This is a genomic window from Ligilactobacillus sp. RTP31139st1_D10_RTP31139_211217 (assembly GCF_040226755.1).
Lineage (GTDB): Bacteria > Bacillota > Bacilli > Lactobacillales > Lactobacillaceae > Ligilactobacillus > Ligilactobacillus animalis.
This window is the reverse complement of sequence record NZ_JBCOAR010000011.1, coordinates 37,034-59,473: the sequence shown is the minus strand read 5'-3', so window position 1 is coordinate 59,473 and position 22,440 is coordinate 37,034. Positions and strand designations below refer to the sequence as shown.

The window sequence follows — 22,440 nt, the reverse complement described above, 5'->3', positions numbered from 1 at the left end:
TCTTACTTGTTACGGTTGAACTTATTCATCACTTGCGCAAAGTCATCGGTCTTGACCCACTCTTCTAACGCTGCTACTGCATCAGCTGCTCCTAGATCGAAGTTTTCGCGTTGTTCTGGCGTGAAGCGACCTAAGACCCAATCAACGACTTTGGTTTGCTTCGGATGATCGATCCCCACCCGTAAACGGTCAAATTGTTGGGTGCCTAAATGAGCGATCAAACTCTTGATCCCATTATGTCCTCCAGCAGAGCCTTTTTGCCGCAACCGTAAACGACCACAATCAAGATCCATATCATCATAGACGATGATCACATCATCAAGATCTAAGTCGTAATAATCCACGATCTGGCGAACTGCACGACCTGATTCATTCATATAAGTAGTCGGTTTAGCCAACAAAACTTTTTGGCCCCCGACCATACCATCAGCTAGTTGAGCATCAAATTTTTCCCTATTAAAGGAAAGACCATTTGCATCTGCAAAGCGATCCACGATCATAAAGCCCGTATTATGACGGGTATTTTCATATTGACGGCCAATATTACCTAATCCTACGATCAATTTCATCTTTAAATTCAAAACCTTTCACATCTAAAAGAAAATTTACATTACCAAAAAAAATGCACACTGTTCAAACCGTACTTAGGCACAGTTAAGCGTACATCTAGCATTGAAGCGTCTAAAAAGACGCTTCCAATAATTGATTTAATTTCACTAAGTATACCACACTTTGTGATTTCTACTGAAAAAAAAACTTACAAACTCGTGAAAACTTTGCACCATTTACTGAAAAACATGTTATACTTATGGAGTATCAATTAAGTTACTTAAGAAAGGATGAATTACTGTGTCAAAAACACAAAATCATCAAAAAGTTATTTTAGTCGGTGACGGCGCTGTTGGTTCTAGCTATGCATATGCAATGGCTTTACAAGGTATTGCTGAAGAATTCGGTATCGTTGACGTTGTTAAAGAACGTACTGAAGGTGACGCATTAGACTTGATCGATGCTACAGGTTACACATATCCTAAGAAGATCTACTCTGCAGAATACTCTGACTGCAAAGATGCAGACTTAGTTGTTATCACTGCAGGTGCTCCTCAAAAGCCTGGTGAAACTCGTCTTGACCTTGTTAACAAGAACTTACGCATCTTGTCATCAATCGTTAAACCAGTTGTTGATTCTGGCTTTAACGGTATCTTCTTGGTTGCTGCTAACCCAGTTGACATCTTGACATACGCAACATGGAAGTTCTCTGGCTTCCCAACAGAACGTGTTTTAGGTTCAGGTACATCCTTGGATACAGCACGTCTTCGTGTTGCTATGGCTGACCTTACAGGCATCAAGGATCCTCGTTCTATGCACGCATACATCATGGGTGAACACGGTGACTCCGAATTTGCTGCTTACTCAGCTGCAACGATCGGTGCTGTTCCATTCTTGGATTGGGTAAAAGCTAACAACATCTCTCAAGAAACTCTTGATAAGATGGAAGATGACGTTAGAAATAAAGCTTACGAAATCATCAGCAAGAAAGGTGCTACATTCTACGGTGTTGCGGCTGCTCTTGCACGTATTTCTAAAGCTATCTTACGTGACGAAGATACAGTATTGCCAATCTCCGCATACATGGATGGTCAATACGGCTTAAACGACATCTACATTGGTACACCTGCTGTAGTTAATGCTGATGGTGTTAAGCAAGTTATCGAAGTTCCTTTGAACGAAAAAGAAATGAAGCAAATGCAAGAATCTGCTAAGACTTTGAAAGAAGTTCTTACAAACGGTTTGAAGAGCTTAGAAGACTAATCTCTTAGCATTTTGCTCAAAGCAGTCGAGGTCTTGACCTCGGCTGCTTTTTTTATTCACCATATCCTGTGGTAAAATGAACGTGAAAGGTGTGAGTTAAAATGTTTAAAACACAGATCAACGCAGATGTCCCGATCAATGAAGGGTCAGGACAGATCGTTACCGAGTTACCATTTATTCCCCACAAAGGGGACTTTATCATGGTCGGCGATGAACAAACGCAATGGGAAGTTGTCAGCAGCACCTTTATCGTGCATGATAAGTTCCATCCTAAAAAAGACTTTGTCGATCTCGTCGTGAAAGTAAAACAAGTTTGATTTTTTTAAGGCTGGTCTTGACCGGCCTTTTTACTTGAAATAGAACATTTTGCAAAATTTTGCACATTTATTCAATTTTTAGCTTCCATTATTTGTTTTTTATGTTATTATGTATTAGGATATTATGAAAACAAAATGAAAGCCGAGGAGATATTTATGCTACTGAAAACATTGATCAAGCCTAAAAAAGATCTCGTTACAGTTAAAGAAGATATCACACTGGAAGAAGCCCTAACAGTGCTCGAAGATTCCGGTTACCGTTGTGTACCGATCTTGGATGAAACTGGCAAGATCTTCCGGGGAAATATCTATAAGATGCATATCTACCGTCACAAATCTCGTGGAGGTGATATGAGCCTACCCGTGACCCATTTGTTAAAGAATGCTAACAAGTTTATCCCGATCGATTCAGCCTTCTTTAATGTATTTTTCTCGATCAAAGATCTTCCATATATCACGGTTTTAGATGAAAATAATTTCTTCTATGGGATCTTGACACATACGCGTTTGTTGGATATGTTGACCCAATCTTGGAATTTCAATGTCGGTAGCTATGTTTTGACCGTTGTCTCCTCAGGTGAACGCGGTGATCTAGTCGATATGGCTAAGATCATCACTAAATACACTTCGATCGCAAGCTGTATCACACTTGATGTGCAACAAGGTGAATTAGTCCGCCGTACATTATTTACCTTGCCATCCGATGTTTCACATGAAAAATTGGAACGGATCGTCGCAAGCTTAGAGCGCAAGAACTTCAAGGTCCCTGAGATCGAAGACTTACAAGCCTAATACCTTTATCCCCCTACTTATCATCAAGTGGGGGGATATTTCTTATCACTAAAGTTATGTAACAACTTACAGTGAGTGTGTTAAAATGTTTATAACTATACCTCTTAACGAAAGGAATGAGCCCTATTGGCCGAAAAACTTTATACGACTCAAGAGCTTGCCGATAATGTCGGTGTCAGTCGGTCAACGATCTACCGCTTTTTAAAAGTCAATCAGATCCAACCAGTTGAAATAGATGGACGCTCTAAACTTTACAGCAAAGATACCTTAAAACAAGCAAGGCGCGAATTACTTTTACCAAGTACTAGCAAAAAAACTACCCTTGCGACTGAAGCTAAACACCTTGATCAATTACAACACCAACTCGAATTGATCAATGAACAGTTACGCGAAAAAGACCGCCAGATCGCAGAATTACACCAACTGATCGATCATCAACAAAAATTGACTCTTTCCGCCACGAAACAGTTAAACGATCTGTTAGCTCTGCAAGAGACCGATCCTGATGCCATCAAGATCGCAGCGGCTGAAGTTCAACGTCAATTACCCGAAAATAGCCAAGCCCAACAGATCTTATATCCGACCCAAGGTGTCAGCTATAAGACGACTAATGCGATCAGTACTGAAGAAAAGAAACCTAAAAAGCGGGGCTTCTTTAGCTGGTTTCGTCGCAACAAGCGTAGTTAAGCATGAAACAAAAGAAAACCTTTTTAGCACTTATCGCTTCATTTAATCTTGCTGCTAACTACGCTCATCCGATCACCCCAGCTTATTTCAAGCTACTCGGACTCGATAGTGCCATGTTTGGCTATGCTTTTTCCGTGATGTCTTTGGGGATGTTTCTTGGCTCACCTTTCTTTGGAAAATTAGCTGAGAGTTTTCAATCTAAAGTCTTGATGGCTTGGGGCTGCTTAGGTTACTCATTAGCCCAAGTTCTCTTTGCAATCGGACATACCCCAGCGATCATCTTATGGGGGCGCTTATTGGCGGGCTTTGCCTGTGGAGCCTTTTTTGTTGGGGCTTTGAATTATATCGCCAATACCTCCACCGCTAAAGAACGAGGTGCCAACTTGACCTTAAACGCAGCGGTCCAAACCGTCTTTGGTGCTCTGGGTTTCTTTGTCGGCGGGATGCTTGGGACATACGATCTTTATTGGGTCTTTGCGCTCCAGATCGGGCAACTCTTTTTCACAGGTGTCGCCTTTTATCTACTCTTAGGTCCAGAACTTACCGCCCAAAAAGCCCCAGATCTCAAAGAAGCAGTCCGCAGTTTGAACTTTTTTAGTAGCTTTTCAACTAAAGATACTCAGCTCTCACGGGCACTTTGGATCTTATTAGGCGTTTCAGCTCTGATCTTCTTAGGCTATACTTCCTTTGATCAAAGCTTCAATTATTACTTAAAAGACGTCTTTGATCTGGCAACGAGCTATAATGGTAGCTTTAAAGGGGCAGTCGGGCTGATTTCACTTATAGCTACGATGACGTTAGGAATGTATTTGGTCAAACAAACTGACCTCAATAAAAGCACGACTTATATTTTGTTCATCTGTGCTTTCTTTATGGGGGCGGTCTGCTTAGCTCCTGGTTTGAGCAGCTTTTTTGCTTTAAATCTAATTTTCTACGGCTTTTATGCTATCAGTGTGCCAATGGTCCAAGATCTGATCACCAAACAAGCTACACCAGCGACCCAAGGGACTGTCCTTGGCTTTTATCAAGCTTCCCAATCATTTGGCCGGATCATCGGAGCCTTTGTCGCTGGGCTTTTATATGACGTCAATGTTTTAGGCCCATTTATTCTAGGTAGTCTTGCTTTTCTGATCGCAGCTATCGGTGTTAAAATATATCAAAAATAGCAGTATGTCCAGAGCTGGGCACACTGCTATCTTATTATCAAGAGGTGTTATTATGATCTGTGAAATCAATCACGACCCTAAATTTTTAAGTCAAAAAGCTGTTCCAGCTACGCCCAAAGACGATCAGGTCGTTGCTGACTTGCTCGATACGTTACAAGCTAATCAAGCACGTTGCGTAGGTATGGCAGCCAATATGATCGGTGAAAACAAACAGATCATCGTCTGTCAGATGAGGCCCCTAGCTTTTCCGATGTTAAATCCTAAGATCATCAAAAAAGCGCGGCCCTATCAAACAACAGAAGGCTGTCTTTCACTTACAACGACAACAGAGACAACGCGCTATGACCTGATCACAGTCCAATACTTTGATCGGACCTTTACCAAGCAAAAACAGGAATTTCAAGGTTTCATCGCCCAGATTATCCAACATGAGATCGATCATCTAAATGGGATCTTGATCTAGTTACAGTTTTACTTTTACCCAGTCGAAAGGATTTTGCTTATGATCACGATCGGTGCAACTACTTGGAGCGAACATAAAGCTCTGATCACTGAAGACCGCCCTGTTACATTGGCAGAGTATGCGGCAAATTTTCCTGTTGTTGAAGTCGATACCTTCTTTTATGGGATCCCCCGTATAAGTACCGTCAAAAATTGGCAAACGCAAGTCCCACCAACCTTTCAATTCGTCGTTAAAGCTCACCGGTCGATGACAGGCCATGTCGATAAAAAAGCTAATTTGACCGAATTGACAGAAACTTTTGTCAACTTCAAACTTGCGGTAGCTCCATTGGTAGCGACTGGTCAATTGAAGACGGTCTTATTTCAATTTCCACCGTACTTTATCCCCACGAAAAAAAGCATCAACTATCTGCGCCAGATCAGAGCCTGGTTGCCCGAGCTACCGTTATGCTTAGAATTTCGCAATCAAGCTTGGTATCAGCCTAAGACACTCCCGTCATTAGTTGCGTTTTGTCGCCAAGAGCGCTTTACTTTAACGGCAGCTGATGAACCACATCAAACTGAGGCTTCTGTGCCATTTTATCCGGTGGTAACGACGCCCGACTTGATGTTTTGGCGTTTACACGGCCGTAACCAACAAGGTTGGCTCAAAAAAGGTCCCAATTGGCGTAAGGAACGAACTCTTTATCGCTACGATCACGCTGAACTTGAACAGTTCAAACAAACTCTTACCGGCCTGCAAAACGATGTCAAAGAGATCTGCATCATCTTCAACAATAATTCCGCGGGCGATGCAGTCCCTAACGCCCTGGCTTTAAAAGAGCTGTTAGGGATCGACTTTGATGGCCTCGGACCACCACCGCCGACCCAATTGAATCTGATCTAGCTAAAAAAGATAGCCCCAACCAGGCTATCTTTTTTAGTATTACCCATACGGCACTAAACACTTTTGCTCACACTCTATCTAAATATATCTTCTTTAGGTCTGCTACCTGCAACTTGGTCAAGGCTAATTCGTTGTGCAAATAATTTTCTAACGAACCATATTCGCGCTGCATCACGTTCATCGCAGTCTCTAAATATGTCTCATTAACTGAACCCAACGCACGAAGATTAGTCAAATAGATCTCTTGACCTGTCTTTGGTAATTGACGCTTGGCTAATTGCTTTTCTTGCCAAGGGGCTAAATACTTGTTTGAAGCTAAATAATCACGTTTGATCGTCGCTTCATCGACCCCTAATGCCGTCAAAAGATAGATCGCGCCCATCCCGGTACGATCTTTACCCGCGGAACAGTGGAACAGCACCGAACGACCTTCATCACTGTTTTCCAACAAAACATCAAAGAAATGCCGGTATGCTTTCTTCGCACTGTCGGTCAACACGATATCATGGTAAGCCCGTAACATATTGTTGAAACCTGCTTGCAGATCGGTGAAAAATTGCTTTGCTCGCTGATCTTTGGCAGTACTCTTGGTCTCATCTTCTGGAAATACCGGTACAAAATGGTAAGTCGCACCCGTTGGAACTTTATCCGGTGCATTTTCTTGTTCTTCCGATGAACGAAAATCAACATCATGACGCAAACCATACTCCGCTAAAAAATCAATGTCTTTAGGCGATAAATTGCCTAAAGAAGCGGCGCGGATCACCTTATTTGCCTTTATCTGCTGTCCATCTTTAGTCCGATAGCCACCCAGATCTCTAAAATTAACACCCTGCTCTAGTGGTAATAAAACTGGCATGCTCTCACCTTCCTAATTGTCTTTACTGCCACTATACTTAGGTTTTGATTTTATTTCAATCTTTGTGTTTTCTTTCGCGTTCCTTGCGCAAAACTTCTAACACCCACCGCATCGAATAACCGTAGCGCCGCGCTAACTCACTTGCATTTTCGCCGTTGTACTCGGCCACGATCTTTTGCGCTACTTTTTTAGGATCGTAGAGGCGCATCGGAAACGTGTATGATAGTCCCCGATAAGTTTCGTGGAGCTTGTACGCATTCTCCAACCCGATCAGGTCGGCTAACTCCTGATAAAATTCATTTAATAATTCTTTATCTACTTCATCTGTCATTTTGTTATCCTCACTTTATTTTTCCTTGCAGATCACAAGACAGTTTTCATTTGACATCTTCTATTATCTAGGGTTACATAGACATATATTGTCATTTTAAAAAAGAAGGTGTTTTTATGTCATCTAGCGCAACTCGCTTACTAGATATCTATCACAAATTGCTCACTGGGGCCTCGATCACCAAAGAAGAATTTGCCCAAAAATATGAAGTCGATCCCCGTACGATCCAGCGTGACTTAGCGGATATCCGGCTCTTCTTAGAAGAATACCGCCCAAATGCCGAACTAAAATACAGTCACAGTACTAAGGGTTTTCACTTAGCGGGGCAAAATAATACATTGGGCAAAGCTGAGACCCTGGCATTATGTAAGATCCTCCTTGCCAGCCGTGCTTTTACGAAAAAAGAGACCGATCATCTTTTAGGAGCTCTAAACGATAACCTGACACCAGCTGAACAAAAAGAATTGAACTGGATCATCAAAAATGAACAGAGTAATTACGTCGAACTCCAACATACCAAAGCACTACTTCAGATATTGTGGGAATTTTCCAATTATATCGTTAAACATCGGCTCTTAAACATTGTATATACTAGACAAGATAAAAAACAAGTAACACACACTATTCTGCCCAAAGCGATCATTTTTTCAGATTATTACTTTTACGTTGTTTCATACAGCCAAGATGCCGAAAAAGACCTTTTCTTTCGCCTAGATTGGATCATCGACTACACCCCACTCGAGAAAAAAGCGGGACACTCACAAAATTTACGCTATGAAGATGGGAAATTACGCCAAAACATCCAATACATGACCCCAGGCGAGCTGATCACGATCACCTTTGAATTCTCTGGGACCGTCGAAGCAGCCTTAGATCGTTTCCCTAACTCTAAAGTCATTAAAAAATTAGCCGATTCCGTTGTGATCGAAGCTGAAACTATCGATCAAGGTGCAATGATGTGGCTTTTAAGTCAAGGTAAACGCATCAAAGTCTTAAGCCCAGCTGATTTCAAAGCTAAAATGGAACAAGAGATCAAAAAGATGCTCCAAAATTATACTACTTAACAAAAAGAGCCTGGATCTAGGCTCTTTTTTGTTCACTGAATTTGAAATAAACTTGTGCCAACAATTCGGCCAAGAAAAAGCCCATCGCTAAAGCCCCAGCGATCATCCCTGCTTCCACTAAAAAGCGTAAGGCCAATTCATCATTTTTAAAAGCAAAATAATAGACTGCACGATAAGCCTGGCCCCCGGGAACTAATGGCACTAAACTCGGGACGTTGAACAAGATCATCGGCTTTTGCTTGATCCGGGCTGCGATCACCGAACAAATACCGATCACGACCGCCGCAACTAGATTAGCTAAGACCATCCCAGTGTGAGCAAGGTATAAGAATTTATATGTCATCCAGCCTAAGACTCCGATCAGGCCACAGACGTTCAAAGCTGAACGTGGAATATTCAAGGTGACCGCAAAGCCAACCGTAGCCAGATAACTGAAAATGACGTGAATCACGATCGTTGTTAGATCCATCTTAATTTTCCTTTCTAAAAGAAGCGTAAAACACAAGCGATGCCCATTCCGATCGCAACAGCGGTCAACAAGGCTTCCGTTGCCCGGGCGATCCCACTTAGAATATGCCCCGCCAAGAGATCACGTACCGCATTGGTCAACGGGACCCCCGGAACTAACGGCATGACGCTTCCGATGATCACGATACTATAATTTTTAGCCAAGCCGTATTTGACACTCAAGACTGCCAAGGCCCCGATCGCTAAAGCAGCCACAAATTCACTCGCAAATTTAACTTTAAAACGCGTATTGACCACATAGAACAGATAATAGCCTAAAGCACTGATCACAAAGGTCGGCAAAAAATCTTGCCATGAACCGTTATACATGATCTCTAAGGTCGCACCCACGATCCCCGCCGCTAACACTAACCACCGTAACCTAAAATCAGGGGTCGTCTGATCAAGCGTCATCAGATGATCATGGACTTCCCTTAAAGTTTTGGTCTTAGCTTGATAAGCTCGGGAGATATCATTGACCCGCGAGATCCGTTCCAGATCGATCCGGCGCTTTTCGATCGCAATGACTTGTGCATTGGCTCCCTTGATCGACATCATGATCCCCGTCGTTGTCTCAAAGATATCGGGGTCCGTTACACCTGAATTCTTAGCGATCCGTTTCAAAGTATCATCGATCCGTGCCATGTCAGCTCCATTTTCGATCATGATCTTCCCCGCTAACAGCGTGGTTTCGATAATTAGATCCTTATCTTCCATGATTTCCCCCCTAGTTCACTTAATTGCTTTATCTAGCTAACATTTTAACATTTTAGTTCCCAAAATTACGATCATTTACTACCATAATCCGTTATAAACATCTAAAATTATTAATATTACATTACATAAAATATAATTTTATATTAAAAATATCTATATTTTATTAAGGATTTATGCTATATTTAGCTTAATCTAAAAAAGGAAGTGAATTGCATGGGACACAATTATGAAGAAAAGCGCCGTTATAAATTATATAAAGCTAAGAAAAGATGGGTGAGTGCTGCGATCATTACCGCTTCTGGGGCTCTCTTATTCTTAGGGGCACCGAGCGTCTTAGCCGACGAAGCAGTTACAACAGAAGTAACTACCACGGCTGAAAATGAACAACAAACGACCCAAACGCAGCCTGAAACACAACAAAGCTTGCAGACACCAGCCACTGAGGCCACCACAACTGAGGCCACACAAACACCGGACAGTGAAACACCAGCTCCAACGACTCAAGCTGACCATGAAAAGGGGAATGTAGAGGGCGCTTGGGATCAAGGCTACCGCGGCCAAGGGATGGTCGTAGCCGTGATCGACTCTGGTGCTGACACAACGCATAAAGATTTTCAACAAGCACCAACAGACCCTAAACTTTCACAAGCCGATGCCCAAGCTAAGATCAACGAGCTCGGCTATGGTAGTTATGCGTCTGAAAAATTCCCGTTCGTCTATAACTATGCTTCAAAAAGCAATGACTGGATCAAAGATGATGGCCCCGGCGCTTCCCAACACGGACAACACGTAGCTGGGATCATCGGAGCTGACGGTCGTCCAAATGGGGATGAAAAATATGCCGTTGGGGTCGCACCTGAAAGCCAAATTTTAGCTTTACGGGTCTTTAACGGTCAATTTGCCGATGAAAATACTGATGATATCGCCCAAGCTATTTATGATGCTGTCAATTTAGGTGCTAACGTCATCCAAATGTCACTAGGCCAAGGGGTCGCTGCCTCAGATCTAAATGATGTCGAACAAAAAGCGGTCCAATATGCGATCGACCACGGTGTCTTTGTTTCGATCTCGGCCTCAAACAACGGACATGCGGGCAGTATCGAAGCTCCAGATGCCCACTACTCACCAGGTGGAGCAAACGGATCTTTTGAACCATTTTCAAGTAGCACAGTCGCTAATCCTGGGGCTTCGCGCAATGCTTTGACAGTTGCCGCCGCAAACTCTGGGCAAGGTGCTGATGCTAACATGGCTGACTTTTCTTCTTGGGGTCCAATGCAAGACTTCACTTTGAAACCAGATATCTCCGCTCCTGGGGGCCAGATCGTTTCAACGGGAAATGACGATGGCTATAAGACAATGAGTGGGACTTCGATGGCGGGGCCGTTTGCTGCAGGCTCAGCTACCTTAGTGATGCAAAAATTACAAAAGGAAACCTCACTCAAAAATGCTGAACTTGTCCAAGCAACTAAAGCCTTATTGATGAACACCTCACAACCATTATTGGATGCAATGTCAGGTGTAGTGGTCTCACCACGACGTCAAGGTGCCGGCCAGATCAACGTTGGTGCTGCCGTTGCTTCACCTGTTTATATCACGGCTGATGATGGAACGAGTTCACTTTCTTTACGCCAGATCGGGACAAACACACAATTCAACTTGACCTTTACCAACTTGAGTAACGTCGATCAAACTTATACTTTCGATGACCTTGGTGGTGGTTTCACCGAAAAACGTGACGACTTTACTGGTTACTATTACGAAGAACAATTGACTGGGGCGCGCGTAAATGGCGCTAGCAAAGTCGTTGTCAAAGCTGGCCAAACAGTGACCGTTCCTTATACTTTAGCTCTAGATGGTGTTACACCAGATCAATTAGTCGAAGGCTGGCTCCGTTTTACCGGCGACAATGGGCAAAACACCCTAGTCGTACCTTTCCTCGGCTACTTTGGGGATATGACTAGTGAAGAAGTTTTAGATAAAAAAGCTAATGATGCCACAAATGTTTACGGTGGTAATTACTTTGTCAACGAACACAATTACCCACGTGGGATCGCTGATGAAGAATCATTGAAGAAATTAGTCAACTTAGACGGTGATTACAACTGGCAACAAGTGGCTAAGCTCTATCAAGATGGTAAAGTGGCCTTCTCACCAAATAATGATAATAAGAGCGATCTCTTAAAACCAGTTGCCTTTGTCAAACAAAACTTGCAAGACTTAAAAGTCGTTGTTTTGGATCAAAATGGTAAAGTTGTCCGGGTCGTTGCCGATGAAAAAGGTTTAGATAAATCAGTTTACCAATCCGACCGTAACCAAGATGTGAGTTTATCGGTCTCCATGCGAAATGATCCCAACACCTTTGATTGGGACGGAATGGTCTATAATGACAAGACTGGTGAATTTGAAGTAGCTTCCGATGGACAATATACTTACCGCTTTGTTGCCACGCTCTACAATGATGGACAAAAGAAAGTCCAAACAGCTGATTACCCGATCATCATCGATACAACAGCTCCAACGATCAGCAACTATAAATTAACGCTCGACACTGCTGCTGATAAACCAAGTGGTCATTTGAGCTTTGATTTTTCCGATACGGGAGCAGGCTTTACTGACTATTCCTATGCTGTCGTTCAGATCAATGGTAAGCTCTTTGGCCACAAACTAAATGAAGGTGCTTCAAAATTCAATGACGAGGCGAAGCTAAGTGGGACTGCTAACTTTGAATTGAGACCAGAGGAATTAGCCGCCTTTACCGCAGCACAAAACCAAGTCACCGTCATGGTCGCTGATACTGCCGACAATGTAGGTCTCTTTACCAGCGAAGTTGCCGGTGTAGCAACAGTCCCTCAAACGGTCAATATTTGGAATGCCGTTGATGGACTAAGCTTTGATAAAGATAGCAAATTCTATGATGCTAAAACTAACAGCTATACTCTAGTTGGTGGGACGACCCAACCATTCTATTACAATGGCCAGTTAGTTGAACCAAAAGCTAACTCAACTTACAGCTTAAATGTCAACGCTGACGTTGAAAAAGTCGTCTTCACGGCTGATCAAGCTGGTAAAGATGTCTTATTGACCCTAAATACGGCAACACCAAAGGCTGCCTTTGCTTGGCAAAAAGCACACACGACTGTACAAAGCTTTGGGATCGACTTAGATACCGTCACAACTAATGATCCAGAACACGTCTTTGTCTATGCCGCTGTCACAGCCGGTAATGGAGTCAAAGCCTTTGCCCGTGACTACTTCACCGGAGATGTCTATGAAGCAAGTGTCAAAGATGGCTTAGCGACTTTTGAAGTCAAAGTCAAAAATTCAAGTCGCCGGACTGTCTTATTAGGCTGGACCGAAGTTGTGGGACCGACCTTTAATGTGGTCCAAACTACAGCTTCCGATAAAGCTTATCTCGGAGTTGATGCACGTCCAAGTAACCAACCACAGCGGTATAACTTCGCTAATGTTGCTGAATTACAGACTGATCTAGTCCAAGAAAAGGCTGATCCAACTACTTTAGGTGCGCCAGGTGTACTACCAGGACATGCTTTGAGCGACCTAACGACCCGAAGCGAACCTAACTCAGAGATCAGTTTTGACTACCTTGAAGATAACAACTACAACTGGATCGGCGCTCAAGCAATCGCTGATGGCGTATATGATCCTAAGGCACAAACCTTCCATGTGACTGGTAAAGTTAGCCCAGATGTGGTGCAATTGATCATGTTGGGAAATAGCGCTGATGAACAAGATCCACAAAATCACGTTTCATTCAACGAAGATGGGACTTTTGGCTTTGAATTCAACATCAAGCCGACCGAACAACGTCCACTTGCCTATATCTACACCACAAAAGATGGCCAAAAGACACGTGGAACAGTTCAAGTCATCTTAGATACAGTCTTACCAACACTTGAATTTGAAAATGTCGCTAACTACGATTTTGACGGTGAAAATTATTACGTTTACACTAACGAACCAAACTTCACGATCAAAGGATCTGCCCACGATAATCTCGATGGTTACCGTTTCTTCTTCAACGGGGATAACGAATTCCGTGAATTCCACCATTCAGGTATCAACCACGGAGGCAATCCATACGCTCCTTACGGCTTTGAAAGAAGCTTTGTCCTAAATGATGAAAATGGTGAGACAAAACACGTCTATACGCTTGATGTGCTCGATGTGACGGGTAATCACACGACCCGGAAGTTCTTTGTCTACTACCAACCTAAATCAGAGGTCCCAGCAGCCGTAGATGTTGAGCGCAACCATGCCGATGCATTCGTCGAACAATATCCAGAAACATCCCTTCTGCTCTTTGATCCAGCGACCCAAAGCTTCCAAGAGCTCGATCCAGAAGAGTTCCATCCAAATGGCCTCTACAGCTTAGTCAATAAATACGGCAATGTAGCTGCTGTGATGAATGTCTACACGGTCGAACCTGAAAAAGAATCAGATAGCTCTGAAAAACAGGAACAACAAGATCAGGAAAAACAAGATCAGGAACGACACGACCAAAATGATCAAGACACTAAAGAAGATCAAGCTGCAAGCCAAGATCAAGAAAAAGAAAATACTGGAACTGGCTTTGGTAAAGATAACACTACCGGTTCAGGCACAGATAAAAAACACGTTACAGCAGCTAACAAACAAGTTGCTCCTGTACTCCAAGATAAAGCCAAAACGCCTGCTACACCAGCAACTACTGACCTACCACAAACAGGTGAAGCAAAACATCAAGCTTCGATCTTAGGTCTCTTAGCGCTCGGTTTAGCTAGTCTCTTTACGCTAGTTGGTTTTGATCGTAAAAAAGAAACCAAATAACAACTAAATAACGCAAAAATACCACTCAGGATAGCTGCTATCCTTGAGTGGCATTTTTATATGGTGTCTAATGGAGACCCGATCAAGTTTTAAACAATTCCTTACTTGCTTTGGTGTCATCGTCTTGGATATTTTTAGCTACTTTCGATAGACTCTTGCTAAAATCGGCTGTCTTAGTCTGATATTGTTGGACCTGCTGGAGATTTTGAGTAGCTTGATCATTGTCCCAAAGCCGTTCTTTAATATACGGTGCGATCATTTCTTCGATCTCGGCATCTGACAAATGCTTTCTGAGTGCATTCCCCCTGCCACTGACTATCAAGTTTAGCTTCATTTACCGTTTAATATTCCTGGTGAAACTTGGCGTACAAAGTCCCATCACTCAACAAAAGTGACAATACTTTTCTCGAAGAAACATTAGTCCCAGTGCTTTTGATTATCAAATCTAATATTTATCTATCAAGTGTGATATTTTGATCCCAGCTGCAAAAATATACCCATGTTCGTTTAAATTAGCTTCTTTTAGCGTCCCATCAGTATTGATCCGACGTTATCGTAAATGATTTAGGCAATAGATAATGGACTTTGCCAACATCCTTATCTTAACCATTAACATAAATCAGAGCCCATGCGCCTAAGGCAACAACTATCGTGAATACAAGTAGCAATGGATTTAACATCAATAATGGTGTCAAAAAAATTATCGAAATGTTTCCCGCTAGTACATACCATTTTAATTTCTGCAAACTTTGATTTGAAAAAAACTCTGTAAAAAAGAAAATGATCATAAATAACATACTACCAATACTCATACTGGCACCAAATAAAAACATTCCTGCACGTGCTTGATCGACTTCAAAAAATTTTATGAACCAGTTAGAACACGTTACCTGACTAGCCAATTTCTCAAAAACTTACCAACTAAATTCCAACAACTTCCACCAGTACAAGCAAATCAACACAATTAAAATAAATTCAAGTGTTAGCAACACAACTACTGCAGGTTGTAATAGATCCTCTTTTTCTCCCCTTTGCAATAATTTATTTCTCCAAATACTGCACGATCAGCGCCTGATAAAGCTCACAAAATGCCAGATACTGTGACTTATCCACATATTCATCGACTTGATGAACACTTTGGTTCCCCGGACCAAAGATCGCTAATGGAAAAGTTGCTGGCTTGTCCAAAGTCAGGTTGGACGCATCCGTCACTGGGGCTAATGCGATCTTTTTGATCGTCTGCCCCAAATATTTCTCGCCTAAAGCTTGGGCCAAGTGCACCAAAGATGAATCGGGATCTTTTTTGACTGCCACTTTATTTAGATAAGTTGTAGTTGTAAGCTTAGCCCCGTGTCATTTAGTTTGTTTTTCCACAGCTCGATCAGTGCTTGAACTTTTTCATTATCCACAGTCGGAGTCGTTCTAACATTGATCTCAGCGGTGGCTCGCTCAGGCAACGAGTTGACTTGGCTCCCAGCCTTCAACACAGTCGCATTGAAGGTCGCATTGCCTAACAGTTCATCTAGTTTGGCTGCCTTTAGAAAAGCTTTTTTAGTCTGATATAAAAATTCGATCAATGGTTCTAAAGCATTATATCCCTGTTCTGGCATCGAACTATGCGCACTCTTTCCCCGCGAGATGACGCTTATATCCATCGATCCTTTATACGCATAAGCTACTTTTAGATCAGTCGGCTCCGCGATCAGTAACGCATCGACATCTTGCATATATCCTTGCTCGTAAAGTAACTTCGAGCCGGCTTGCTCCATCTCTTCACCGACCGTCAATAACAGCCGTACTTGTCCCTTTGGCAGTTTCTTGGCATGGACCAATTCGATCAAAGCGATTACCAAAGCTGCCACCCCGGCTTTCATATCACTAGCACCACGGCCATATAGTTTTTCGTTGCGTTCGGTCAAAACAAAGGGATCACTTTGCCAAGCACTAGCTGTGGCATCAACCACATCTAAGTGTCCCGCAAGTGCTAGACAAGGTGTCCCAGTCCCGATTTGGGCAACTAAACAAGCACGATCTGGAGCTACTTGAACTAACTGCGAACTGATCCCATATTTGGCTAAATATTTATGTAAAAATTGGGCTACGTCTTGCTCATGATCATTGACTGAAGGGATCGCGACTAGCTTTTCCAAGAGTTCGAGGCGCTTGGCTTGATTTAAAACTACCATATATGTTCCTTCTTTCTAGATATGTTCCTTCTTTCTAGCTAAAAAGACCGACAACTTGTCGATCTTTGGTAAATTTATCTACTTTCTTCTGGGAACCAAATGCTGATCTCTCTTTCAGCTTCACTTGGACTATCCGAAGTATGGATCACATTACGCAAATTACCGTCGGGCCATTCACGCCCAAAGTCTCCACGCACTGTGCCCCAATCAGCTTGGCCAGGGTTGGTTGCACCTGCCATGCGATGAATGATAGGAACGACATTGGTTCCGGTCACGATGATCCCAACGATCGGTCCTTCTTGCATATATGAGACCAATTCTGGGAAAAATGGCGCATTGACTTTATCTTCATAGTGCGCTTCAAGTTGCTCTTTAGTCGCTTGGATCACTTTCAAGGCTGTGATCTGGTAGCCTTTGTGTTCGATACGGGTAATGATATCGCCGATGTGTTGACCTTCGACGCCATCTGGTTTAACTAACACTAAAGTTCGTTGTTCTGTCAATTTGATCACTCCTGTCCACAAATAGGATAACACTTATTTTCCTTAATTAATACTTTAATGTTTTTAACAAAAAAAGACGCCTAAACAGCGTCTTTTTGGCTATTGTTGAATGATCTGGGTCGTCATGATCGCTAAATGATTTTGCGCATTGGTGTTCGCATTATCCTTCAATAATTCCGGCAAGATCATCTTCAAGAAATATTGCACACTTGCCATATCATTGAACTTCATGATCGCCTTTAAACTTGAACGATAAATATCCATGTAAACTGGTTCTGGATTACCCTTTTGGATCTCACCAAAGGACTCATACATCAAGTCGATCTTATCTGCGACTGACAAGATCTTTCCTTCTAAAGTATCGTCTTTACCTTCTGCAAATCTGCGCTCATAGGCTGCGCGAAATTCGACGGGGATCTCAGTTTGGATGAAGTTTTCGGTCAACGACTCATCAACTTTAGCCAACATCGTCCGCAATTCATTGGTCGCATACTTGACCGGTGTCTTGATATCCCCGATAAAACGCTCTGTGTAATCGTGATTAAGCGCCTTTTCATACAGTGAACGCCAATCTACCTCATTACCCGCTTGCTCTTCGATATCACCTAACATTTGCGCAGCTTGCGTCACTTTAAATGAGTGGGCCGCCACATTGTGTTCTTCAAATTTGAAATAACCTGGGGCCCGATTGATCATCTCAAGATCACTCAAACTCTTTAAATATTCATGCATGCCCATGAAAAACACCTCCGTATATATTTCATACTAGGATACACCGCAAGCAACTTTTTTGCAAATATCTTATTCTTTTAGCATTATTGACTATTCATAACCATGCGCTAGGCATTACAATTCGGAGCACGACTACTATAACAGTGCGTAAAAATGCACAAAAAATCGGGTAGTGTCTTAGCATACAGCTACGACACACCCGATTTTTTTGTGCATTATTTTCAATTTACCGAAACGATCTCATAGATATCTTTATCGATCACCGTTTTACCGTCCTGTTCATACGCACCCTCACCCTCGTGGATACGTTTAACAGTTACTGTCCGTCCTTGATAAGTAACTTGTTGATCACCCCAAGTTGCTTCACGATAAAAATCCTCAAGTGAAACATTAGGATCACATATTCCTGCTTGGACTGCTAAACGATAGTAAAAATCCATTCCATCGGTTATAGTCTGTCCAACAACAGAACTGGTCGCTGCCGGCGCCTGGCTTGATGCAGTAGCTGGTTGCTCCCCAGCCACCCCCTTTGTCACTGGGGCATGTGAAGCGGCGGCTCGACTGCTTGACGTTTCACTGACTTGGCTTTCACTAGAACTACTGCTACTAGTCTTCTTTTTAGTTGTTTGGCTAGTTTTATGGCTGCTACTAGATTCTTGTTTGACCTTAGTTTGGGGCAAACACCCTGTCATCAGGGGTAACAGGCAAACAAGCACGCCCAAAACACGTAAATGCTTTTTCATGTTATCACCTCATGGCACCCTAAGCTTATTGTAAAAGGGTATTGTATAGGTCCAAACCTAATTTATTCATGGCAGATCGTTCTTCATTGTTATCACCATTTTGGGTCAAAACAACGACAACAAAGGCACCTTTTTCATTTTCAATGATCGCTGCATCATTTAAGATCCCGTAATTTTGCATGATACCAGTCTTATTGTAGACTTTAGCCCCAGTTGGTAGGTCGCGAACTAATTTATCATGATCACGGTTCTTGTTTAAAATATCTAAGAATTCAGCACTGTCACTCTTACTGATCAATTTGTGGTTATAAACTTTCTTCAACAATTCACCCACATCAGCAGCCGACGTGATGTTATCTCGGCCAGCCTCAAGTGACTTCGTATCCATCATCTTACGTTGTAACTTAGTATCATGTGCTCCCATCTTTTCGATCTGTGCATTGACTTTATCGATCCCACCTAAAGCATCGATCATGATGTTAGCCGCTGTATTGTCACTTTCATCGATCATATAAGCTAATAATTCACGGTAAGTAAAGGTCTTACCGGCTGGCATGTTTTGGATCACACCCGTCCCGCCAACTTTATCAGCATTGGAAAGGGTATACGTATCGTCTAAATTGATCGTCCCGATCTTTTGTTGGGCATAGGCTGCCGCTAAAATAAAGAGCTTGATCACCGAAGCTGCACTTTGGGTCTGATTGTTCAAAAGATAACTCACATCTTCGTTCATCGGTGCCACGTAGACCGTTTTATCACCAGCGATCCCGCCGATATCACTAGCTACAAGTTCTTTGACTTTAGCTTCATCAAAGTTGGACTTTGAACTTGGAGCTTCACTACTGCTAGAAGCAGCGCTACTACTCTCTTTTACAGTCGAACTTTTATCCTTACTACTACTTTTAGCTACAGAAGTCGGTTCGTTAGCTGGTTTATTGAGTGTATTATAGGCAAAATACCCACCAACACTTAAAACAAGTAGCCCTGCAACTACACCAATGATTATCCCGGCTAGATTGCTTTTATGTTGGGGAACACCCGCATAAGGCCCTTGCGTCCGCGAATAGGTCGGTTCTGGCGCTGGCGCTTGCTTTGGAGCCGTGCCATCAAATGGGGTACCACATTGGTCACAAAAATCATTTTTGATATCATTTGGAGTCCCACAATTTTGGCAGATCTTTTCTGGCTTAGAGATTGGCATTTGCTCAATTGGATCTGGCAAGGTCTCACCACAACTTTGGCAAAATTTTGAGCCAGCTGGATTAGTCGAATTACATTTTGGACACTTCACATCTTAACATTCCTTCATTATCTCTAGTTTTAGTATTATTCTAGCTAAAATTGGTCGTTTTTAATAGGTACCTTATCCTTGAAACTTTCCTTGGTTTTTTCACTATTTTTAGCTACAAAATTGCTTTTCTTTGTCTAAGTGGAAAATTAGCGTTATCCTTAAAGTAACGTGAGGTTTAGCACTTCACGATTTCAAGGGGGCATTAATTATGAGTGAAAAATTTAGTTCACACTATGATGTTGTCGGTAGTTTTTTACGACCAAATAAATTAAAACATGCTAAAGAGGATTTAGCAAACGGTAAGATCGATCAAGCCAATTACGATGAGATCTTGAAAAAAGAGATCAAACGTGTTGTTGAAAAACAAGCTAAACTTGGCTTAAAGGATGCAACCGATGGTGAATTTGGTCGCAGTTGGTGGCATTTAGATTTTCTTTGGGGCTTCAAGGGCGTCAAACGCTATGATTATCGCCAAAGTTATAAATTCCACGGGGAAAAGACCCGAACTGACAATGTTGAGTTGGGCGGCCGTATCGAATATAATCCCGACCACCCCTTCTTTGAACAATTTAAGTATCTAAAGAGCATCGTTCCAAAAGGCGTTGTTGCTAAACAAACGATCCCTTCTCCAACACTTTTCTTTAGAGATGATCGCAGTAAAAATTACAAACTCTTCTATGCTAATTGGGAAGAATTTCTCAAGGGCTTAGCTCAAGCTTATAGTGAAACGATCAAGCATTTCTATGATCTAGGTTGTCGTTATTTACAATTAGACGATACGACCTGGGCCTTTTTGATCAGCAAGTTAAATGAAACCACGGGTGAAGAACGCGACAAATATTTAGCTTTAGCCAAAGATAGCGTCTTTGTCATCAATAAGATGCTCGAAAAAGTCCCAGCCGATATGACCGTCACGACCCACATTTGTCGGGGCAATTTCAAATCGACTTACCTATTCAGTGGTAGCTATGACGTGATCGCACCATACTTAAGTCTTTTGAACTATGATGAATTATTCTTAGAATACGATAATGAACGTTCTGGCAATTTTGATGCCTTAAAGCGGATCTGGAACGATCGAAAAGACGTTAAGATCATTTTAGGCTTAGTGACATCAAAATTCCCTGACTTAGAAGATCCAGCTAAATTAAAGGCTAGAGTAGCTGAAGCAGCCAAGCTAGTACCCTTAGAAAATCTGGGTATCTCAACTCAATGTGGTTTTGCTTCAACAGAAGAAGGCAACGAATTGACCGAAGATGAACAATGGGCCAAGGTCAAATTAGTAGTCGAAACAGGTAAAGAGATCTGGTAGTGTGTAAATAACTACTAGCAAAAACTCCCGCTCAAGGTGCATTCTTGCATCCTGAGCGGGAGTTTATTCGCTTATCAAAAAGAGCATTATTTTTGATAAACACTTTGTCCATCAACATAAGTTTCTTTGAGCCCTAAAGTTGGACTGACTACCAAGAAATCAGCGTCACGTCCATTTTGAATACTACCACAGACATCGGCGATCCCGGCACTCTTAGCTGGAAGCTCACTTGCCATTTCAAATGCTTCTGAAAGGCTACATAGCCCCCAATCAACAAGGTTTTTGACTGCGGTAAATAGCTCTAAGACACTGCCAGCTAAACTGCCACCATCTTTTAGTCGGGCCGCTCCATCTTTGACCTCGACCAAAAACTCGCCTAACATATACTCACCTTCAGGCATCCCACCGGCTTGCATACAATCAGTCACCAAAACGGTCTTTTCTTGTTTAGCCTTGAGCAACGCTGTGATCGCTCCCAGATGAACATGATGCCCGTCACAGATCAATTCAGTGTAAGCATCACTTGCAAAAGCAGCTCCGACCATTCCAGGTGCCCGATGATTTAGGCCACTCATTCCATTATACGTGTGAACAAAGATGTCAGCGCCAGCATCCACAGCTGCCATCGCTTCTTCGTAGGTCGCGTTACTATGCCCGAGACAAACCTTGACCCCACTTTTGACAGCTTGCTTGGTAAATTCGAGCGCTCCAGGATGTTCTGGGGCAAGGGCGATCTTTTTGATCATTCCTTTTGCGTAAGCTTGCAGGCGTTCGAGCTCAACAAAATCTGCATCGCGCATATACGCTGGGTTCTGTGCTCCTTTATGCTCCGTAGTAAAGTAAGGTCCCTCAAGATATATCCCTTGGATCTTGGCCCCTGATATTTCATGGGCTTTTTCACCTAGCAACTGACAAACCTGCGCTAACTTTTGTGGTGGTGCGGTCAAAGTTGTCGGCAGATAGGAAGTTACCCCACATGAAAGTAACCCCTGTGAGATCTCAGCTAAGCCTGCTGGATAGGCATCCATCACGTCATGTCCCGCAAAGCCATGGATGTGCGTATCAACTAAGCCCGGGGCAATGATCGCATCTTTTTTGTCGATGATCGTTGCAGCAGAAAGATCAGTCTCTGGTGGTAGACAACGGCCAAATTTACCATCCTTTATCTCTAAATAGCCCCCAGTTTTTACCCCACTTTTAGTTAAAAATGTCTGTGCTTTTACATAATAATGCATGTCATTTCGCC

23 protein-coding genes are annotated in these 22,440 nt (G+C 42.6%); 10 read left to right on the top strand and 13 right to left on the bottom strand.

What is annotated here, in order from left to right; genetic code table 11:
- Positions 1 to 2 precede the first annotated feature (2 nt).
- On the bottom strand, positions 3 to 569 hold the full coding sequence (pth, locus tag ABT996_RS07615; RefSeq protein WP_035448778.1) for an aminoacyl-tRNA hydrolase: 567 nt from the start codon (positions 567 to 569) through the stop codon (positions 3 to 5).
- A gap of 280 nt (positions 570 to 849) precedes the next feature.
- Here pth and ABT996_RS07610 point away from each other — a divergent pair, with 280 nt between their 5' ends.
- From ABT996_RS07610 to ABT996_RS07580, 7 genes are all read left to right on the top strand, one after another.
- The gene (locus ABT996_RS07610) at positions 850 to 1,812 is read left to right on the top strand and encodes an L-lactate dehydrogenase (RefSeq protein WP_010689772.1); all 963 of its coding nucleotides are present in this window, start codon (positions 850 to 852) and stop codon (positions 1,810 to 1,812) included.
- Between the two features lie 101 nt (positions 1,813 to 1,913).
- On the top strand, positions 1,914 to 2,129 hold the full coding sequence (locus tag ABT996_RS07605; protein ID WP_010689773.1) for a hypothetical protein: 216 nt from the start codon (positions 1,914 to 1,916) through the stop codon (positions 2,127 to 2,129).
- A 156-nt stretch (positions 2,130 to 2,285) separates the two neighbouring features.
- A complete protein-coding gene (cbpA, locus tag ABT996_RS07600; RefSeq protein WP_004050070.1) occupies positions 2,286 to 2,921 on the top strand; it encodes a cyclic di-AMP binding protein CbpA in 636 nt (211 codons plus the stop codon).
- A gap of 126 nt (positions 2,922 to 3,047) precedes the next feature.
- The gene (locus ABT996_RS07595) at positions 3,048 to 3,608 is read left to right on the top strand and encodes a DUF536 domain-containing protein (RefSeq protein ID WP_035448777.1); all 561 of its coding nucleotides are present in this window, start codon (positions 3,048 to 3,050) and stop codon (positions 3,606 to 3,608) included.
- A 2-nt stretch (positions 3,609 to 3,610) separates the two neighbouring features.
- Entirely contained in the window at positions 3,611 to 4,774 is a 1,164-nt protein-coding gene (locus ABT996_RS07590; protein ID WP_035448776.1) for an MFS transporter, read from the top strand.
- Between the two features lie 52 nt (positions 4,775 to 4,826).
- Complete coding sequence (locus tag ABT996_RS07585; protein ID WP_035448775.1) at positions 4,827 to 5,237, top strand: peptide deformylase; 411 nt, start codon at positions 4,827 to 4,829, stop codon at positions 5,235 to 5,237.
- A 39-nt stretch (positions 5,238 to 5,276) separates the two neighbouring features.
- Positions 5,277 to 6,122 carry a DUF72 domain-containing protein gene (locus ABT996_RS07580; RefSeq protein WP_035448774.1) on the top strand — a complete coding sequence of 282 codons (846 nt, stop codon included), beginning with the start codon at positions 5,277 to 5,279 and terminating at the stop codon, positions 6,120 to 6,122.
- Positions 6,123 to 6,189: 67 nt separating this feature from the next.
- On the opposite strand, the gene ABT996_RS07575 is transcribed toward ABT996_RS07580, so the two are convergent.
- Together ABT996_RS07575 and ABT996_RS07570 are read right to left on the bottom strand one after the other, a co-directional pair.
- Positions 6,190 to 6,981 (bottom strand): tyrosine-protein phosphatase, encoded by a 792-nt coding sequence (locus ABT996_RS07575; protein WP_035448773.1) that lies wholly within the window; start codon positions 6,979 to 6,981, stop codon positions 6,190 to 6,192.
- A gap of 55 nt (positions 6,982 to 7,036) precedes the next feature.
- On the bottom strand, positions 7,037 to 7,312 hold the full coding sequence (locus ABT996_RS07570; RefSeq protein WP_035448772.1) for a Mor transcription activator family protein: 276 nt from the start codon (positions 7,310 to 7,312) through the stop codon (positions 7,037 to 7,039).
- Positions 7,313 to 7,428: 116 nt separating this feature from the next.
- On the opposite strand from ABT996_RS07570, the gene ABT996_RS07565 reads away from it, so the two are divergent.
- The gene (locus tag ABT996_RS07565) at positions 7,429 to 8,376 is read left to right on the top strand and encodes a helix-turn-helix transcriptional regulator (RefSeq protein WP_035448771.1); all 948 of its coding nucleotides are present in this window, start codon (positions 7,429 to 7,431) and stop codon (positions 8,374 to 8,376) included.
- Positions 8,377 to 8,392: 16 nt separating this feature from the next.
- Here ABT996_RS07565 and ABT996_RS07560 read toward each other — a convergent pair whose 3' ends face one another.
- Entirely contained in the window at positions 8,393 to 8,845 is a 453-nt protein-coding gene (locus ABT996_RS07560) for a threonine/serine exporter family protein (RefSeq protein WP_010689792.1), read from the bottom strand.
- A gap of 14 nt (positions 8,846 to 8,859) precedes the next feature.
- The gene (locus ABT996_RS07555) at positions 8,860 to 9,600 is read right to left on the bottom strand and encodes a threonine/serine exporter family protein (RefSeq protein ID WP_035448769.1); all 741 of its coding nucleotides are present in this window, start codon (positions 9,598 to 9,600) and stop codon (positions 8,860 to 8,862) included.
- A gap of 213 nt (positions 9,601 to 9,813) precedes the next feature.
- On the opposite strand from ABT996_RS07555, the gene ABT996_RS07550 reads away from it, so the two are divergent.
- Entirely contained in the window at positions 9,814 to 14,427 is a 4,614-nt protein-coding gene (locus ABT996_RS07550; RefSeq protein ID WP_035448767.1) for a S8 family serine peptidase, read from the top strand.
- Between the two features lie 82 nt (positions 14,428 to 14,509).
- Here ABT996_RS07550 and ABT996_RS07545 read toward each other — a convergent pair whose 3' ends face one another.
- The 7 genes from ABT996_RS07545 to ABT996_RS07515 all read right to left on the bottom strand — a co-directional run bounded on the left by ABT996_RS07545 (position 14,510) and on the right by ABT996_RS07515 (position 19,882).
- Entirely contained in the window at positions 14,510 to 14,761 is a 252-nt protein-coding gene (locus ABT996_RS07545; RefSeq protein ID WP_225361425.1) for a hypothetical protein, read from the bottom strand.
- A gap of 707 nt (positions 14,762 to 15,468) precedes the next feature.
- Positions 15,469 to 15,741: a M20/M25/M40 family metallo-hydrolase gene (locus tag ABT996_RS07540; protein ID WP_225361426.1), complete on the bottom strand. Its 273-nt coding sequence runs from the start codon at positions 15,739 to 15,741 to the stop codon at positions 15,469 to 15,471.
- 5 nt (positions 15,742 to 15,746) lie between these two features.
- On the bottom strand, positions 15,747 to 16,613 hold the full coding sequence (locus ABT996_RS07535) for an ArgE/DapE family deacylase (protein WP_225361427.1): 867 nt from the start codon (positions 16,611 to 16,613) through the stop codon (positions 15,747 to 15,749).
- 74 nt (positions 16,614 to 16,687) lie between these two features.
- Positions 16,688 to 17,116 carry a nucleoside-diphosphate kinase gene (gene ndk / locus ABT996_RS07530; protein ID WP_033193035.1) on the bottom strand — a complete coding sequence of 143 codons (429 nt, stop codon included), beginning with the start codon at positions 17,114 to 17,116 and terminating at the stop codon, positions 16,688 to 16,690.
- Positions 17,117 to 17,215: 99 nt separating this feature from the next.
- Positions 17,216 to 17,854 carry a YfbR-like 5'-deoxynucleotidase gene (locus tag ABT996_RS07525; RefSeq protein ID WP_010689803.1) on the bottom strand — a complete coding sequence of 213 codons (639 nt, stop codon included), beginning with the start codon at positions 17,852 to 17,854 and terminating at the stop codon, positions 17,216 to 17,218.
- A gap of 215 nt (positions 17,855 to 18,069) precedes the next feature.
- Positions 18,070 to 18,591: a hypothetical protein gene (locus ABT996_RS07520; protein WP_035448765.1), complete on the bottom strand. Its 522-nt coding sequence runs from the start codon at positions 18,589 to 18,591 to the stop codon at positions 18,070 to 18,072.
- A 25-nt stretch (positions 18,592 to 18,616) separates the two neighbouring features.
- The gene (locus tag ABT996_RS07515) at positions 18,617 to 19,882 is read right to left on the bottom strand and encodes a serine hydrolase (protein ID WP_035448764.1); all 1,266 of its coding nucleotides are present in this window, start codon (positions 19,880 to 19,882) and stop codon (positions 18,617 to 18,619) included.
- Between the two features lie 208 nt (positions 19,883 to 20,090).
- On the opposite strand from ABT996_RS07515, the gene ABT996_RS07510 reads away from it, so the two are divergent.
- Positions 20,091 to 21,194 (top strand): vitamin B12 independent methionine synthase, encoded by a 1,104-nt coding sequence (locus ABT996_RS07510; protein ID WP_035448763.1) that lies wholly within the window; start codon positions 20,091 to 20,093, stop codon positions 21,192 to 21,194.
- Positions 21,195 to 21,280: 86 nt separating this feature from the next.
- Here the strand turns inward: ABT996_RS07510 and nagA are convergent, their stop codons facing one another.
- On the bottom strand, positions 21,281 to 22,429 hold the full coding sequence (nagA, locus tag ABT996_RS07505) for an N-acetylglucosamine-6-phosphate deacetylase (RefSeq protein WP_035448762.1): 1,149 nt from the start codon (positions 22,427 to 22,429) through the stop codon (positions 21,281 to 21,283).
- Positions 22,430 to 22,440 lie beyond the last annotated feature (11 nt).

Coding starts and splice junctions, on each gene's coding strand:
- pth (WP_035448778.1), bottom strand. CDS start 569: ATGAAATTGATCGTAGGATTAGGTAATATTGGCCGTCAATATGAAAAT.
- ABT996_RS07605 (WP_010689773.1), top strand. CDS start 1,914: ATGTTTAAAACACAGATCAACGCAGATGTCCCGATCAATGAAGGGTCA.
- cbpA (WP_004050070.1), top strand. CDS start 2,286: ATGCTACTGAAAACATTGATCAAGCCTAAAAAAGATCTCGTTACAGTT.
- ABT996_RS07590 (WP_035448776.1), top strand. CDS start 3,611: ATGAAACAAAAGAAAACCTTTTTAGCACTTATCGCTTCATTTAATCTT.
- ABT996_RS07585 (WP_035448775.1), top strand. CDS start 4,827: ATGATCTGTGAAATCAATCACGACCCTAAATTTTTAAGTCAAAAAGCT.
- ABT996_RS07580 (WP_035448774.1), top strand. CDS start 5,277: ATGATCACGATCGGTGCAACTACTTGGAGCGAACATAAAGCTCTGATC.
- ABT996_RS07575 (WP_035448773.1), bottom strand. CDS start 6,981: ATGCCAGTTTTATTACCACTAGAGCAGGGTGTTAATTTTAGAGATCTG.
- ABT996_RS07570 (WP_035448772.1), bottom strand. CDS start 7,312: ATGACAGATGAAGTAGATAAAGAATTATTAAATGAATTTTATCAGGAG.
- ABT996_RS07565 (WP_035448771.1), top strand. CDS start 7,429: ATGTCATCTAGCGCAACTCGCTTACTAGATATCTATCACAAATTGCTC.
- ABT996_RS07560 (WP_010689792.1), bottom strand. CDS start 8,845: ATGGATCTAACAACGATCGTGATTCACGTCATTTTCAGTTATCTGGCT.
- ABT996_RS07555 (WP_035448769.1), bottom strand. CDS start 9,600: ATGGAAGATAAGGATCTAATTATCGAAACCACGCTGTTAGCGGGGAAG.
- ABT996_RS07550 (WP_035448767.1), top strand. CDS start 9,814: ATGGGACACAATTATGAAGAAAAGCGCCGTTATAAATTATATAAAGCT.
- ABT996_RS07545 (WP_225361425.1), bottom strand. CDS start 14,761: ATGAAGCTAAACTTGATAGTCAGTGGCAGGGGGAATGCACTCAGAAAG.
- ABT996_RS07535 (WP_225361427.1), bottom strand. CDS start 16,613: ATGGTAGTTTTAAATCAAGCCAAGCGCCTCGAACTCTTGGAAAAGCTA.
- ABT996_RS07525 (WP_010689803.1), bottom strand. CDS start 17,854: ATGGGCATGCATGAATATTTAAAGAGTTTGAGTGATCTTGAGATGATC.
- ABT996_RS07520 (WP_035448765.1), bottom strand. CDS start 18,591: ATGAAAAAGCATTTACGTGTTTTGGGCGTGCTTGTTTGCCTGTTACCC.
- ABT996_RS07510 (WP_035448763.1), top strand. CDS start 20,091: ATGAGTGAAAAATTTAGTTCACACTATGATGTTGTCGGTAGTTTTTTA.
- nagA (WP_035448762.1), bottom strand. CDS start 22,429: ATGCATTATTATGTAAAAGCACAGACATTTTTAACTAAAAGTGGGGTA.